This window comes from Lysinibacillus sp. GJ-1, from assembly GCF_021166035.1.
Lineage (GTDB): Bacteria > Bacillota > Bacilli > Bacillales_A > Planococcaceae > Lysinibacillus > Lysinibacillus sphaericus.
Window position 1 is genome coordinate 3,790,779 of the sequence record NZ_CP088912.1, and the last position, 15,868, is coordinate 3,806,646.

Below are 15,868 nucleotides of genomic sequence, written 5' to 3' on the forward strand. Positions count from 1 at the left end.
TCATTTCGCCCATTTATAGAACTATTTCAGTCCAAGTAAATACTATGTAAAAATGACAAAAGGAATTACGCTAGAAAAACTTCTAGCATAATTCCTTTCATCATTAAATCGTTGAGGTGGATGGTTGACCATCAGTCGTATGTTCAATTTGAAGGTGACATTCAATTTGCACATTTCCCTTTAAAGCTTTACTAATCATACAAGTTTGTTCTGCTTTATATGCTAATCGATTAATACGTCTTTCCTCACGCTCCGTTAGATGAGCTACTTTGACATTCGGTTTGTGGATAATTTTTTCATATGTAAAAACACCATCCGTTACGTCGACAAATCCTTCTGCCTCCATTGATAATGTCACGACAGGAATTTTAGAATTTTCAAGTAAAGCGGCAAATGTGATTAAATAACACGTTGCGGAAGCACCCAATAACATCTCATCCGGATTTGTTCCTATTCCTGGCCCATTCATTTCCCGAGGAATAGATACATGTGTTTTCAAATGAGTGGCTGATAAATTGCCTGTACCATTTCTTCCTTGTGACCAAGATAAATTCATACTAAACTTATGTTGCATATTGAATTTGCCCCCTTCAACTCTAAAACTTTAAATTATAATACAATGTTGAAAATGCCCATCCTGCCATATGAATGAATAACAGAATCCCTAATACTTGGGCAGTAGAAAACTGCGTACCAAGAATCACTAAAAGGAGTAGCAGATAAATGGAGATAATCGTTATTTTCCAGCCAGTTGCCAGTGAATGAACTGTAATTTTTTCATATCTTTCATCTAGCCCATTTTTACGTGCAGCCATTCTACGTCCCCACCAAAGTCCAAAAACACCGCCTGAAAGTCCTAATACGATACCAAGTAAACCTAGCATTTGTTCCAAAGTCATCATTCATCACTACCTTCCTCAAAAATAAATACTTCTTCAATACTTAGTTGAAATGATTTTGCAATCTTATACGCCAGTTCTAAAGACGGATTATAACGACCATTCTCTATCGAAATAATCGTTTGTCTCGAAACACCTAGTTTTTCGGATAGTTGTTCCTGTGTCCAACCAAAGGAAGCCCTCAGCTCTTTTATGCGCTGTTCCATTTTTCACCACCCCTATGTAAAGCTAACTTTACGTAAAGTGTACTTTACTTTTTTTATTTTGTAAAGCACCCTTTACATATTTTTTCTTAAATTTTCCAAACTGCATTCTCGCATTTTTCTTTCCTATGGGCAATTGCAACAAGCATTAGAAAACAGCACTACTAATTTTATGGTAAAATAGAAAAAACATTTTTTTAGGAGAATTAATAATGACTTTAACAAAGCAACAAGCATTACAAGCACTAAATAAAAACAAATTTATCGGTTTTACGATTACGACAGGAAACATTATTATGAAAAAGGTAAATAAAACTGACTATAATATTTTTGTCTATGAAGAAGGTAGCGACAAACCATTACATTATGTAGGCTCCATTATGAATGTAATGGCAACAATGAGCGATAAAGCTTCCAATAAAGATTTTATTGTCGTTGACCAACTTCCAGAGGAACAGGAGCCCGAAGCGCCTGCTAAAGAACAAAAACCTGTTAACAAGGCAGTTATTAAAACAACTAATTTAGATGAAGAAAGCCGTGCAATTGCAGGCTATGAAGGACTCTATGAAATAACAGCAAGCGGGCGAATTATGACAGTGCGAGAAAATCGTCCACTCGCTCGTTGTAATGACGAATACGGTTTTCATATTGTCCGCCTAACAAAAGACGGCACAGCGTCAAATCATAATGTCTTCGAACTATGGAAGCAGACATTCCCAGAGCTTGAACAAACACACTTTAAAGGTGCCTTAAAAGCGAAATACGGCACAGGCTGTAAGCTAATTGACAAACCTGGCATTCACTTTTAATTTGATTTTTGCTAATACACTACGTTAACAAAATATCATCTGCATTACAGCATGACAGTTACAATTAAAATTAGACAAGCTAAAAAACCTTAGCATCGATAAAAAGATGCTAAGGTTTTTTGTTATATAAGTAAGGAAAGTATGGCTAGATGCCAAATATGCTCTAATTTATGCCCTTGTTTCAACAAATATTTTTCCCATTTTTCCTGTTGACGATATATTTTTTTCCATTTTAAAAATTGATTGACCCATACACGTTCTACCTTTTGAAATCCCAATGCTGACAACTTCTTACGTTTCCGCCATTCAAACCAATTGGCAGACGTACAAATTGCTCGCTCTTCCCGTTGCACTTCCCCGACTATTATTTGGAGGTTCGGTAGTTCATAATTTTTAATATATGTAGTATTCGGTGGCAACTCCTGTATAAATCCAATTGCTTCTTCACGAATCAATTGATCATGTCGCAAATAAGCGACTTCCTGATTGGTTTGTCCGTACAGTTTATAGCCTTTAAAATAATGCATAAGGAGCTCGGAACGCTTATCGTGTTCCAGTAAGGATTGAATATAGATTTCACGAAAATTCGATTTGTTATGACCTCGTTTTGTCTGTAAATAATAAATATGAAATACCCGTCCACTAAGAACCCTACATTTTAGCATTGAAAACCACTCGTGCAAAGTTGCCTTTGTCAACCAGTATCGCATTTCTCCTAATGTATTACGTTTCCATTCAACCATTCTGCGATTTGCTTTTACTATTGTTAAAACCGTTTCATGGAGCACCATTGCATTTCGAAATAGTCGTTCCCTAATACCTGTCGTACTCATAATGAATTTTCTTGTAAAATCTAAATGAGTATACCATTCAAACTTATACGGTTCGTAGCCACTGCCAAAATCGTATAGTTGTAAGTTTGTACTATGTGCTTGCAGCATATTTTCCTTCTCGATCAATCGTCCAGGTCCGAACATATTGAAATCCGGCTCATGCCCCATTGTGTGACAAAAGTTTCTACCTCGACAGCAAATATCTACTGTAAAGCCAATCCAGATATTTTCAAATTGCAACCGATGAACTTTTAAAGCAAGTGCTGCATCTTGTTGTTTTGCGAGCTGTTCAATAAATGCCCGCGTCCGCTCCTTTGTAAATCCACTTGTATCTACTTTCTTTTGCCATCTTCTTTCGAACAACTGAAACATATTATCTAAATTTCCATCATCAACTTTTTGAAACGTAAGTTGACCATATTCTTTTAATCTTTTCTCTCGACGATGAATACTTTTAAATTTACGCTTATGCTTCTTTAAAAAATCCGGTAATTCAATTGCTCTAAAATCTATATAAGGTGTGACCACACGAAAAATTGAATGGGGCAATTGTCGTTCTAAAGTAAACTTTTCTAAAATCTGAGAAGTATCCTTACTTTCAAGCAAACCATGGAACAAGAAAAGAACCCGTTTATATTGGTTTATCAGTTCTTTTAATAAATATTGCACCACTCGCTCTTTCCAAATTTTTTCGGAAATCACCTCCATATAAGAAGCAAGTCCTTGTCCTAAAAAGCTAAATTGATGAATGCCACCAAATCGAATAGCATGAACAAATGGAAAAAATGCAATGGGCTCTCCACTATGCTCAACTACGTAAATTTCCACATTTTCTTCGCACCCAAGTATCGACCACCACGTCGACACCCAACCATACTCTATAAATGGATTATCGTTCTTTTCACGTTCAAGTATCTTAGTCCAAGTTTCCTTATACGACTCAAGCTCGTCAATCGTTGTCACGAGTCTATACTCTAGCACGTGTGTAGTCACTCCTTTTTGCCTTCAATAACAAAGCATCACGTTCTTTCCAAACGCTTATTTTCTAGTGTTACACTTCGCATCCTATTTCAGCACTTAGTAGCCACTATATTCATATAAGAACAAAATTAGAACAACTAGCACGGTCCTTGATCATAATCCAATGAATGAAAGAGACTGGGACAAAAGCGAAAAAGTGTTAGATTAACTGCAATCAATCTAACACTTTTTGCTATGTCGTTGATGGCTGTTACCGTCTTACTCTTTCCGCTTTCCTACAAAAATCCATATCAAGAGCACTACGCTATACAGTATAGGCATATAAAATAAACTTCCTGCATCCACTCCATTTTTGACAGCAATGCCGATAAGAGCCCAAATAATAACTAGTGGAAACACAACATCCACTTCTACAGTGCGTATATAAATAGCAAGACATGTAGCGACAAAGAGCAATAAATTTGTCCACCATATTTCAGAGATACCAAAGCCATTCCATTGATAATACTTCAGTACAAAACTAATATTCGCCATTAAGGCTACACTAATCCAGCCTAAATAAATCGAGAACGGTAATCTTCCTGCAAAACGAGTATCCCCTTTTGGATAACTACTGTATATCAAGATTAAGCTTATAAGGAGACCTACCATCATTACAATGGATAATACGAAATATGCATAATGCCAACATAAAAGCCACGCAATATTAAACAGACACGTTAATGTAACAAGATTGATAATGGCGGTCTCCTGATTTTCTGTTTTCGAAAAGAAATGAATAAAAATCCATATTCCCAAAACAATATAAATCACAATCCAAATGGCAAAAACATAGCCTGCTGGTGTGAAAAGTACCTCTATTTGATTGGATATTTCCGCTGTTGTTTTGCCATTAATACCGATTGTACTTGCTAAACCATTGATTATAATCATTGCTATATAACTTAACAGTGCAACCCACTTCATAGCCACCCCTCCTTATTTTTATCTATATAAGGTACTATATAGCCTTTTAATTATTGATATACATGTTTCCTTTAAAAACACGCTCTCCCCTTTTATACCTGTAGTGGCTACTTTTAAAACAGTCCATGATGAACAGATACTGCTCGTTTCTACTCAAGGACATAAAAAAATAGAATGATCTACAGTTGGAGATCGTTCTATCTTAGTGAAAATCTATCAGCATATGTGTTAATTACAAATGCATGGCTGTCTGATATAAACTATCAGCTGTACTGGCAACAGTGCGTGTTTCGTTCCCAATAGAGCTAATTACCTTTTCTAAATTTTTTACATCCGTTTCTACCTGTACAATACATCGCTCATTTTCCACAATAGCTTGGAGGATATCGTGAAATTTCGATTGTGTTTCAACAGCAGCCTCAACACCATCTGCCACGCTTTCTTCAATACGATCTATCATTTCAACTGCACGCATCGTTAAAGAGGTAGATGTTTGAACAAGCTTCGTAATTTCCTCGACAGATTGTTTTGACTGTTCAGCTAAATTGCGTACCTCCTGAGCAACTACCGCGAATCCTTTACCATGTTCACCTGCTCTTGCCGCTTCAATAGAGGCATTTAAGGCAAGCAAATTGGTTTGATCTGCAATGGCTTTGACGAGCAAAACAATATCAATAATACGATCCGAAGACTCTTTTAAGTTGCCGATTAATGTGCCCATTTCTTCTGTCCGGTTATATATATGGCGCATCTCTTGTTCCAACTTCATGACATGTTGATTACCAACATCTGCATCTTGATTAATATGATGAACAGTCTCGACATTTCTTTCAATTATTTGTGCAATCATCGTCGTTTGCACATCTACTTCATCAATAGACGAATTTGTTTCTTCAGTTAAATTAGCCAAATCTTGACTGATTAAAGATATTTTTTGTTTTAACTCATTTTTAATGTGATTGTATTGATCATTTCTTATTTTAACGTTTTCCTTTTCGTATTCTTCCAACACAATTTGCATTTCAAGATTAATTAATTTTGAAATGGTTAACATAATTTGCTCACGAAGAGCAGGTGCTGTCATCTCTTTCACAATCAAATTGATGATTGCTTCTTGGATATGTTGAAAAGTACCCATATACCACTTTGGCTCTAGACCAATTTTAAAATGCATGCGAGCTAGCTTTCTTTTTCTTTCAATTGCTTCTACATTAAAAGCTCCATCAAACATTGCAATTAAATAGTTCCCTAATGTTTTTTTCAAGCGATCGATTTGGGTACGCCCCTCAATGATTTTACGCAACGATGGAACTGCGAGTATGTTTTGGTAAAATACAGCCGTTACTTCTTCGATACCGTCGCGAACAAATGGCTGACATGCTTTTATTATGTAGAAATCTTCTCGTTTAAGCCCTATTAATACCATCTGTTTTTCTAACTCTGGCATAGTAGACAATTCAATAACTGGTTCAAAGCCATCTTCCAACCTAAATAATTCATCTTTAGAGGCTTCTAACTTCCGTTTCCACCATTTCGCCACATTCTCCACCTCAATCACATAATTGTTTAGTACCTGTATATCATGAAAAATTAAATATTGTCAAACTATTAGATATAATAGTTATACAAAAATTATACAAATTATGTTTTATCGTTTAAAATAGAGCTATAGGTTTAAATTTTCCACTTGATAAATCTACAGTATAATTGTTATGATAATTCGATACTTTTCAAACTGGAAAGAGGGTTGACGAACAATGACATCTGTCAATTCAACAACATGGCATTATAATATTAAACAAGTTTCTGAAGTAACGGGTCTTTCTAAGCAAGTCATTCGAAAATGGGAAGAACGCTATCAACTTGTTGAACCAAAACGATTAGACAACGGTCATAGAGTTTACACAGAACAAGATATTCAAATACTACTAAAGGTACGAAAACTATCCGAACAAGGATATTCTATAAAACAAGCGGCCACAGTTGTCAAAACAATGGAGCCAGAACAAGAATCAGATTCTAAACCAATTCCTGTTCCAACTATCCATCACGAAATGAACGATTATGTTTTTCTTCTACTAGAAAAAGGGGCGCATTGTGACGAAATTGAAATTAACCGAATTCTTCAAGATGCCCATTATGCGCTTGGCTTACCCAAATTTCTATCGACTGTAGTTATTCCTTTGTTACATGAAGTAGGTATGCGATGGGAAAAAGCGGAATGGTCAGAATATCAGGAAGCTGTTATCACGATGGTGATCCGAGATTATTTAGTACAGATTAGACGCAACTATCAATATAAAGACAACGCCCCACTCATTATGGGGGCATGTTTACCAGGGGAATATCATGAAGTCCCACTCCATATTTTGCTTTTACAAGCGATGTTGCTTGGATGGAAGTCATTTTTAATAGGGAGCTCACCTGCACTAGGGGCAATTGAATCGCTCGTTTCGAAGTTTCAGCCTCAAATTGTTATATTGTCCGCTCTAACAACTATGCCTTTTGAAATGCACCCTGCTCTCTTACAGCAATTAGAGGATTTTGCTTCAAAGTATCCAGCTATACAATTTTATTTAGGTGGAGCTGGCGCAATCGAATATACAAAAGATAAAGACTTACATTTTATTAAAATTGCTCAAACGATTGAAGAAGTCTTCCAATAACCTTATACGGTCTACAGATGGAAGGGAAGCTTGATACTGCTCCTTTTCATTTGTACGAGCTGTAACTTTTTATTTGCTAATTAATGTTTTCCTGCTCTACATAGATAGTGAGATTGTATATTTTTAACAGCGTATCCTCATATAAACCCTTGAATTGCATATATTTTGTAAAACGGACTTCAGATTATAATGGGGCGGGGGAATTTCGCAGTTGAGTGCAATGATACTTGGAGGATTTCTTTTTTTCAGCGTGAGTATAGGAGGAACAATTGCTTGGGTTTTCTCTAAGCTTTTTCAACATACAACCCAAGGCTTATCGTTATTATGTGGCGGATTTTTAGTGGGATTGCTTATACTAGACATCATTCCATCCTCATTTCAAATGTACAAGTCTTTTGGCATCATACTAGGCATTCTCATCGGCTATTTAGTTTTTCAACTACTTAGTAGTTTATTTCACCCGACTAATTATCAAAATCCCTCCGTTTCCTTGCTTGCCATTGCAATGGTCATTCATACAATCCCAATCAGTCTTACAGTAGGTAATTTACTAGGAAACTCTGCATTAAGTATAACGATCACAGCTTCCATTATTCTTCATCATCTTCCTGAAGGATTTGCACTTACAACAGCTTTTCTCTCACAAAGTGAAAAGCTATGGAAGCTATTTATTTATTTCATCGGATTCTCCATTTTCTTTATCATTTTTATTTTAATTGGTCAGTATTGGGATTTAACAATAAGAGCACAAGGAATATTAATGGGCTTATCAATCGGATTAATCGGTACGGCTAGTATTTCAGAGTTTATTTTGCACCATGTACAAACAGTCACTTGTAAAGCCTTTCTCACCTATATATTATTAGGCTATTTTTTAAGCTATATGTTCCACGTACTTGCAGGATGAATTGTGTCAAAATTGTTTCGGTGACTGGCACGTAAAAAAACCACTTTTGCCTTAGCAAAGTGGTTTTTTACTCTTACTATTTATTTACTGTCATCAGTGTAAGCGATAAGATTTTCGTAAATTGCGCACGAGTCAAATTGCCTTTTGGATTAAACTTACCATTTGCGCCTTCAATAATTCTTAATTGCTGTAATAAGCCAATCGATGCTACCGCTTCCTGACGCATGTCACCTTTATCTGTAAAAGTATTATTTTTATTAGCCTTTTCTACATCGAATTCCACTGATTCCAAGTAGCTTGCCGTTACATGAGCCATTTCCTCACGTGTAGCCGGTTTATTTGGTTCAAAATTTTCACCATCAAAAATTTCGAGTAATTCATACTCTTGTAAAATCGCTACTTCCTTTGCCCCCCAGAAGCCTTGCATATCTTTGTATGTAGCTGGACCTTCATAATCTTCATTAACATCTAGTCCTGAAGCACGGAAAATCATTGCAGCTAATTGTCCACGTGTTACTTGACCATTCGGATTAAACGTTGTATCCGTAACACCTGTCACTATTCCAGCTTGATAAAGTAATTGGATATAGTTTTCAGCCCAGTGACCAATTGCATCTGTAAAATAACCACCTGGTTTAAGATCAAAATCTGCACGGTTTAATACTGTCAACCAATCATTCACATCTTTATTACTTGCAGTTTGCCATTTCCCTTCTGCATAAACTTCAGCTTTGTAACTATTACCAGATTGAATAAAGCGCATTTGCATAGCATCACCAAATAGCTTTTTAATTTCTTCGTAGTTTTCTTTAAACTCTTTTTCACCCTCAGGATATAAGTTTGACCCATCTGAATAGCTATCCATTACTGCCTTTAGTGAAATTTTCAAAGTAATGCTATTTTTAGTTGTTACTACAGTCATATTATCAGGATTGTCAATACCTAATTCTGAAAGTAATAGCATTTTGTAGATATCTTGATAAGACATAGACTGCGCTTGGTTTGTTGCTACAACAACCTGATTTGGATGAATAATATTGGCAATATTGTCATTGCCTTGAGCTTGTGCTTGTGTAGCAAAACCTCCTGTAAAACAAGCAATACTTAAAGCTCCAGCTAAAATCGTTTTCTTCATTTTTCTTTCCCCTTTCAATTCATAAATTTAGTGTACTAAATCATCTGTTAACAAATCTATAAATATATGTAAATTATTCAAAATTATAATAAAGTCCTATATTTCAAAAACTAAATTCACCGTCTAAATAATTAGTTACATAAGTCTAATTGATTAATATATTTATTCACTAAAGGGATAACTACTCATCTTGTATAGTCCTTTCAACTCACGATAACAACCTTTGTACAGTACTCATCTAGTATCAGAGACCTCTATCAAAAAAAAATGGTAGAGCCGTTATTTTTATTCCCCATCAGCACATACTCTAAGGAGATAATTTTTTATAGTAATCAGACATATTTTTATATCATTATAATAATTGAGTTTATTATTTGATTTTAGTTCGTTGGAAGCAGTACTATGGGAGTGTAACAAGGAAATCGTTTTGTAACGAAACTATTATATCGATGTAACATTATCAGAGGAGGAAGTCAGATGAATTATCAAAATATTACTGTAGCAGGAAGCGGAGTTTTAGGAAGCCAGATTGCTTATCAGTCTGCTTTTAAAGGATTTAACGTTACTGTATACGATATTAATGACGAAGCTTTAAAAAATGCGCAAGAGCGTATTACAAAGTTAAAACCATTGTACCAGCACGATTTAGGTGCCACACAGGAAGAAGTGGATGCTGCTTACGCTCGTCTATCATTTAATAGTGATTTAGCAGATGCTGTAGCAAATGCTGATTTAGTTATCGAAGCTATTCCTGAAGTTGTAAAAATTAAAACTGAATTCTACACAAACCTTGGTAAAGTTGCACCCGCAAAAACAATTTTTGCTACGAACTCATCGACTTTATTACCTAGCCAATTTGCAGAAGCAACAGGGCGTCCAGAGAAATTTTTAGCATTACATTTTGCTAATACTATTTGGGTAAACAATACTGCTGAAATTATGAAACACCCAGGTACAGATATGAAAGTATTTGATGAAGTGGTGGAATTTGCACGTGCAATCGGCATGGTACCACTACCTTTATATAAAGAACAGCCTGGCTATATTTTAAACTCTTTATTAGTGCCATTTTTAGATGCAGCAGAAATGCTATTAGTGAAAGAAGTAGCTGACCCTGAAACAATTGATAAAACATGGATGATTGGTACTGGCGCTCCTCTTGGACCATTTGCTATTTTAGACGTTGTAGGTATTAATACAGCCCATAACATTGTAGAAGCAAAAGCTGCCGCTACAGGGGATGAAAACATGAAAAAATTAGCTAACCTATTGAAAACAGAGTATATCGATAAAGGTAAATTAGGACGAGCTACAGGTGAAGGCTTCTACCAATACCCTAACCCAAGCTTCGCTAAACCCGATTTCCTAAAAAGCTAGTGCCTGTCACTCATACAATTTAAGCCGCAACATGTCGCACTTAGCGCATGTTACGGCTTTTTTTTAGTGCCTGTCACCCACACAATTTCACCATTTATTGATTTAATACTTTTCCCTGAGCACTCACTATTTTAATGTCATATGTACGCTTCTGAGATTGCTCATTTCGGTTTTGAAAATTAATTATTTCATAAACTGTCTCTTCCATCTCCAGCGCTAATTTTTCCGCGTCTTTCTCAGAACTATCTATTGTCGTTTGGATAGTAATGAAAGACTGGTAATCCGTCGTTACATGTTTGAATACTGTATAACTTTCAAGACTTTCCACAATCGTTTTAATAAAATTGGATACCCCATTAACGAGATTGATATCCTCTTCATCCCGTGAGGTTAGTTCCCAGCGTTCAAAAACAAGCGTATAGTCCATAAATGGAGAGTTTGCTATTACACTTTTGGCAATCGGTTCCATATCCTTTGTTACCAAATTAAAATAATCTTCGTCCGCAACAACTTGTAACACCAATTCTTTCTTTGGTGTCGTTTTCACATCTACTCCAACATATATTGCACGCAACTTATCTTTCAATGTAGCCATACTTAATTGTTCTTGACTAACGAATGAACCCTGCCTTTCTTTATTTTCTGAAGTATCGGCTGCTAAAAGCCTGTCGACAAGGTTAAAAGTAACTATAGCTACTAGCAATACACCAACAAACATTACTATTTTTCTCAACATGCATTCCCCCTAATTAGAAGGTATGACATAGAAAACATAAAAAATGCCATCATCCACATAATGGGTTCTTGCAAATTTGCTTTGAATAATAGAATACGGAAGAATTAAAACATTTCATTACTTTTAAAAAAGTTCTTGAGAAACATTTTTAATCATATTACCTTAGCTAAAGAAGGAGGACGATACAATGAAAATCACAATTGAAGAATTACCCGCTTCAAAAATTGCCTTTTTTAGAAACGTTGGTCAATATGGTGAACGGCAAAACAAAGGGTTAATGGAGTCTTTTAAACAATGGGCACATTTAAATGACTTGTTGAACCAATCAGCCATATTCGGCATAGCGCAAGATAATCCCGAAATAACACCTAAAGAGCAATGCCGTTATGATGTTGGCATAATGATTCATGAAAATTTCCATGTGTCAAAACCTGCACATGTTGGTACATTTAGTGGCGGGAAATACGCTGTTTTCTTGCTCGACCATACTAAAGAAGCAATCAGCACATTTTGGAGCACTGTCTTTTCAGAAATCGAGCAACATCAGCTAATCATGAGACAAGAACCAATAATTGAAAGATATACGTCGCAAATGATTGATAATCATTTATGCGAAATATTAGTTCCGATTCAGTAAAGTATTCGAATTGACTTCTCAGGATTAACGCTTACTGCAAAATAAGAGACAGAGGAAAGATGTTCATAAATTTTTTATTATACGAACTTAGCCATTAATGCTTTTGCAAAAATAAAAAATTAGAAGTGTTCACTAGTAGTTGGGAGCGAAGGCGATGACTCTAGCTCAGAACAGCACACGATATAAGACGCGAGCATTCTGCGCGTTAGCGACGGTCGCGAAAGGAAAGCACCGCCGTAGCGGACAACAACGGCGCAGCAAAAAAGTGTTCGATTGAAGCTAATCAATCTAACACTTTCTGCGCATTTTTTTAATTTACATTTTGCAAAATTTTACCGTCATTCATTTTAATGACTTGGTCTGTATACATAAGCATTTCTTCATCATGTGTAACCATTAACATCGTGATATTTAATGTTTTAGTAAGATTTCGAATTAACTCCATTACGTCCTTCGACCGTTTCGAATCGAGACTTGCTGTTGGCTCATCTGCAAAGAGCACTTTCGGTTTATGAATAATCGCTCGGGCAATCGCAACTCGTTGCTTTTCCCCACCTGATAATGAAGAAGGATAGGCATTTTTGCGATGATCCATCCCTACTAATTTTAAAATACGCTCTACCTCTCTTTGCTGCTCGTGTTTCTTTAATGGCGTTTCAGATACTTCCAACATCAGCAGGAGCTGTTCTTCTACTGTAAGAAACGGAACTAAATGTGCAAATTGAAAGACAAAGCCAAATTTACTTGCCCGTACTTGTCGAACTTGATCTGCACTTAATGTCGTCATGTTTTTCCCTTCAAAGATTACCTGCCCATCGGTTGTAGGTTGCAAACCTGCTGCAATCGTTAGCAAAGTACTTTTACCAGAACCTGAAGCTCCCACTAATGCTGTTACTTCACCTTCCTTCAGGGTCAGGTTAATGCCTTTTAATATTTCTTCCTGCACTTCACCATTTGTAAACGTTTTTCTAACATTCTCCATTGTAAATTGTGTCATATTAGACCTCTCCTTGTTGTATCGCTTGTAATGGTTGAATTTTTTTAATTTGGATCCCTGAAATGGTAGCCCCGATAAATCCAATAATAAGGAATACAATCGACAATTGCGTTATTGTAGCAAAACTTAAACTAAATGGCATTCCTTGTGGTGCAAACTGATTAAAAACTTGACTTAGTGTAATAGATAGCAGCAGAGAAATCACAGTAATCACAATCATTTGTGTCCAAATCATTTTGAATAACTTACTTGTTTTTAAACCAATTGCTTTTAAAATACCGTATAAGCCAATCTTCTGAACGTTCATCATATAGAAAAAGATTGCAAACAGCATGCCACTAATGACAACTAAAAACCAGACAATCATATTAAGAGACATTTGTTCTGCGCTATAACTCGGTATCGTATTTAAAAAATCACTTTTTGAAAAAGCTTGTAATCCTGTATACGCTTGTGAGGCATCCCCATCTGGTGTAAACACTAATTGCATTTCTTTAACTCGATAAATTTCTTGGTAATCTTCCATACTAATATAGGCAACTGGCGCATGACTATATTTCTTTTGTTCAACAAAATCTTTTACAATAAACTTGCCACTAAACTGATTGTTCGTTACTGTATCGCCTATCTGTATACCTTTATCCTTTAATGAGCTATCTAAAATAATTTCTTCATGTTTAACATTTGCAAATAACGGCGAATCGGTAGCTGTTACAAATGCCACGCTTTGTTGCTTTCCTGCCTTATCATTGATAAAGCCCATTTGAATAGAAAAGGCAACAGCATCTTTTTGTTTGCTTAAAATTTCATCTTGGGTACTGCTATCTATTCTAGACAGATTATATGTTTCATCTGCATCTTCATTCATGTAAAACTGCCCCGCTGGCAAATCTTTAATAAGCGCAGCATTGTCTTGCGATAATCCATTTGCCAAACCCGAAATAATAAAGGTTAATAAACTCACCAGAAAAACAATCGAACCTAAAATCACAAATCGCACTTTATTTTTCTTCATTTCTTTTAAAGCTAGGTTCATTTTAAACCCCTCCTATTTCTTTTTACATTCTTAGAATATAGAGTCAACATGAACACAACATGAACTGAAAATGAACGGAAGATGAACTAAACATTACAGTTCAATATCGCTGCCGCTTGCTATTCAAACAAAAATAAAAAACCTCCTACGCATAATGACGTAGAAGATTGTGTAAATGGTGATGGAAGCTCGTTAACCGCGGTAACGCTAAACGGCTAGAATATCGCTCCTAAAATGTTACAAGTAATGTTTTTGAATTACTCGCATTAATTTATTGGCATTTTCTTCACTAATTGAGAACATCGTTTGTCTAAAGTTAAAACCTTGTCCACAAATAGCTTTCATTTCAGAAGCACTTAATGGACGTTTTAATATACAAAAATCTTGTAAAGGTGTATTTGTCTCTGCATTAGCATAGCCATTATAATCTTGCTTGTTATATTTACCGGAACCTTTTCCGTATCCTACAATGCCAGCGCCGCTTTTATAAAGGAATACGATATCGCCCTTTTGAATCTTTTCTATTTTTTCTTGCCATCCTTTATGATAAGCCGCTGCTTTCATTCCAGTTAACATTTCATCTGTCGTTAGTGGATTATTGTTATGATTCGTGTTTAAAACGTAGGCGCTACTCTCATATTCTAAATAACTTTCAATTGGCGAATACATATTAAATTCAATATAATGTTCACCATTCACTTCAAATATCCAGTAGACAATGGCATCAATAGTCAAACCGTTCTTCTTCCAATAAATAATTGCTTCTACCGTTTGTTGGTCTAAGCCATTTGTCATAACAATGAAATGTTGCTTATTATTAAACATCTCTTGGGTAATTTGATTACTTGCATCTTTATCAAAATACTGCTTATGGGCATCCATTAACGATATATTGCCTTGGCTATATTTGAGGTATTTTTCATTGAGCTCATCGTAACTACTATTACCGAATAATTGACCATATCTCAATACTTGTAGCAAATTCTCTTGATTTGAACCCCATCTTTTCAATTCAAATATATATAAATCGCCATCTTTATCAACTGCTAAAATATCGGGTTCTTCTTGTCTTGGACGCTCGTTAAATATTGTCATTAAATCTTTGCTAGAAATAAAATCTTGCAGATGTTTAGATACTAACCTTTCTAAATCCTTCTCTTTCCAACCAATCGCATCAAGACTCACTCTTTTTACCTTTTCATAATCCCAGGAGGACTTATTTAATTTATATAACATGTAGACCATTTCCTTTCATTAAATAGTATCAAATCTATTATTTCACCTATTGTAAATATTTTCAATATCAGTACCCATGACATAAGTAGTTTACAGATAAACCATTTTTCTCTTACTAAAGTCTTTTACACATAACAAATGAACCACCATTAAATGACATTATTTTTCGCCCAATAAAAAAAACCTCGCCATTTTACCCGAATTATAGGTGGTAAAATATAGTGCAAATTGTACTTTGGCAATGATTTTCCTTATGCTATTCTTTATTGTAGAAAATTGAATAGGCAAACCTAAAGAAATTTAGGGACGCAAAGCTATAGGGACTAAGGTTTTTAATAACTATGTCTGCCAGTTGCCGAAGAGTACATACTACTTTTTGTTTAGTAAGGACGTAACACACAACCCACTGATAATTATATATTAATATAATTTACGAAAGGCATTTTTTAG

At 35.4% G+C, this 15,868-nt stretch carries 16 protein-coding genes and 1 riboswitch; of the genes, 5 read left to right on the forward strand and 11 right to left on the reverse strand.

Annotation, left to right across the window (positions count from 1 at the left end):
* Positions 1–103: 103 nt before the first annotated feature.
* From LO754_RS18820 to LO754_RS18830, 3 genes are read right to left on the reverse strand one after another with little or no spacing between them, the layout of a single operon-like run.
* Entirely contained in the window at positions 104–574 is a 471-nt protein-coding gene (locus LO754_RS18820; protein WP_108031007.1) for an SACOL1771 family peroxiredoxin, read from the reverse strand.
* A gap of 22 nt (positions 575–596) precedes the next feature.
* The gene (locus tag LO754_RS18825; protein WP_227665378.1) at positions 597–902 is read right to left on the reverse strand and encodes a hypothetical protein; all 306 of its coding nucleotides are present in this window, start codon (positions 900–902) and stop codon (positions 597–599) included.
* Positions 899–1,105 carry a helix-turn-helix transcriptional regulator gene (locus LO754_RS18830; RefSeq protein ID WP_024364213.1) on the reverse strand — a complete coding sequence of 69 codons (207 nt, stop codon included), beginning with the start codon at positions 1,103–1,105 and terminating at the stop codon, positions 899–901. Before LO754_RS18830 ends, LO754_RS18825 begins: the two co-directional genes overlap by 4 nt.
* Before the next feature lie 209 nt (positions 1,106–1,314).
* On the opposite strand from LO754_RS18830, the gene LO754_RS18835 reads away from it, so the two are divergent.
* Positions 1,315–1,911, forward strand: coding sequence for an NUMOD4 domain-containing protein (locus LO754_RS18835; RefSeq protein ID WP_231785008.1), 597 nt, complete (start codon positions 1,315–1,317; stop codon positions 1,909–1,911).
* 122 nt (positions 1,912–2,033) lie between these two features.
* Here LO754_RS18835 and LO754_RS18840 read toward each other — a convergent pair whose 3' ends face one another.
* The 3 genes from LO754_RS18840 to LO754_RS18850 form a co-directional block, all read right to left on the reverse strand.
* Positions 2,034–3,725 carry a GNAT family N-acetyltransferase gene (locus LO754_RS18840; protein WP_231785009.1) on the reverse strand — a complete coding sequence of 564 codons (1,692 nt, stop codon included), beginning with the start codon at positions 3,723–3,725 and terminating at the stop codon, positions 2,034–2,036.
* A 258-nt stretch (positions 3,726–3,983) separates the two neighbouring features.
* The gene (locus LO754_RS18845; protein WP_036205485.1) at positions 3,984–4,691 is read right to left on the reverse strand and encodes a tryptophan-rich sensory protein; all 708 of its coding nucleotides are present in this window, start codon (positions 4,689–4,691) and stop codon (positions 3,984–3,986) included.
* Positions 4,692–4,923: 232 nt separating this feature from the next.
* Positions 4,924–6,231 carry a globin-coupled sensor protein gene (locus LO754_RS18850; protein WP_231785010.1) on the reverse strand — a complete coding sequence of 436 codons (1,308 nt, stop codon included), beginning with the start codon at positions 6,229–6,231 and terminating at the stop codon, positions 4,924–4,926.
* A 217-nt stretch (positions 6,232–6,448) separates the two neighbouring features.
* Between LO754_RS18850 and LO754_RS18855 the strand changes: the two genes are divergently transcribed.
* Positions 6,449–7,357, forward strand: a complete 909-nt coding sequence (locus tag LO754_RS18855) for a MerR family transcriptional regulator (RefSeq protein ID WP_231785011.1) — start codon at positions 6,449–6,451, stop codon at positions 7,355–7,357.
* 220 nt (positions 7,358–7,577) lie between these two features.
* On the forward strand, positions 7,578–8,264 hold the full coding sequence (locus tag LO754_RS18860) for a ZIP family metal transporter (RefSeq protein ID WP_229389871.1): 687 nt from the start codon (positions 7,578–7,580) through the stop codon (positions 8,262–8,264).
* 76 nt (positions 8,265–8,340) lie between these two features.
* Here LO754_RS18860 and LO754_RS18865 read toward each other — a convergent pair whose 3' ends face one another.
* On the reverse strand, positions 8,341–9,399 hold the full coding sequence (locus tag LO754_RS18865) for an S-layer homology domain-containing protein (RefSeq protein ID WP_231785012.1): 1,059 nt from the start codon (positions 9,397–9,399) through the stop codon (positions 8,341–8,343).
* A 459-nt stretch (positions 9,400–9,858) separates the two neighbouring features.
* On the opposite strand from LO754_RS18865, the gene LO754_RS18870 reads away from it, so the two are divergent.
* Positions 9,859–10,776: a 3-hydroxyacyl-CoA dehydrogenase gene (locus LO754_RS18870; protein WP_325032961.1), complete on the forward strand. Its 918-nt coding sequence runs from the start codon at positions 9,859–9,861 to the stop codon at positions 10,774–10,776.
* Positions 10,777–10,870: 94 nt separating this feature from the next.
* Here LO754_RS18870 and LO754_RS18875 read toward each other — a convergent pair whose 3' ends face one another.
* Positions 10,871–11,512: a hypothetical protein gene (locus LO754_RS18875; RefSeq protein ID WP_231785013.1), complete on the reverse strand. Its 642-nt coding sequence runs from the start codon at positions 11,510–11,512 to the stop codon at positions 10,871–10,873.
* A 187-nt stretch (positions 11,513–11,699) separates the two neighbouring features.
* Here LO754_RS18875 and LO754_RS18880 point away from each other — a divergent pair, with 187 nt between their 5' ends.
* A complete protein-coding gene (locus LO754_RS18880) occupies positions 11,700–12,149 on the forward strand; it encodes an AraC family transcriptional regulator (protein ID WP_024364203.1) in 450 nt (149 codons plus the stop codon).
* 310 nt (positions 12,150–12,459) lie between these two features.
* Here the strand turns inward: LO754_RS18880 and LO754_RS18885 are convergent, their stop codons facing one another.
* From LO754_RS18885 to LO754_RS18895, 3 genes are all read right to left on the reverse strand, one after another.
* Positions 12,460–13,146: an ABC transporter ATP-binding protein gene (locus tag LO754_RS18885; protein WP_231785014.1), complete on the reverse strand. Its 687-nt coding sequence runs from the start codon at positions 13,144–13,146 to the stop codon at positions 12,460–12,462.
* 1 nt (position 13,147) lies between these two features.
* Positions 13,148–14,182: an ABC transporter permease gene (locus LO754_RS18890; RefSeq protein ID WP_231785015.1), complete on the reverse strand. Its 1,035-nt coding sequence runs from the start codon at positions 14,180–14,182 to the stop codon at positions 13,148–13,150.
* Between the two features lie 237 nt (positions 14,183–14,419).
* The gene (locus tag LO754_RS18895; RefSeq protein WP_231785016.1) at positions 14,420–15,418 is read right to left on the reverse strand and encodes a hypothetical protein; all 999 of its coding nucleotides are present in this window, start codon (positions 15,416–15,418) and stop codon (positions 14,420–14,422) included.
* A 273-nt stretch (positions 15,419–15,691) separates the two neighbouring features.
* A riboswitch (cyclic di-GMP riboswitch) is annotated at positions 15,692–15,778 on the forward strand.
* Positions 15,779–15,868: the final 90 nt, after the last annotated feature.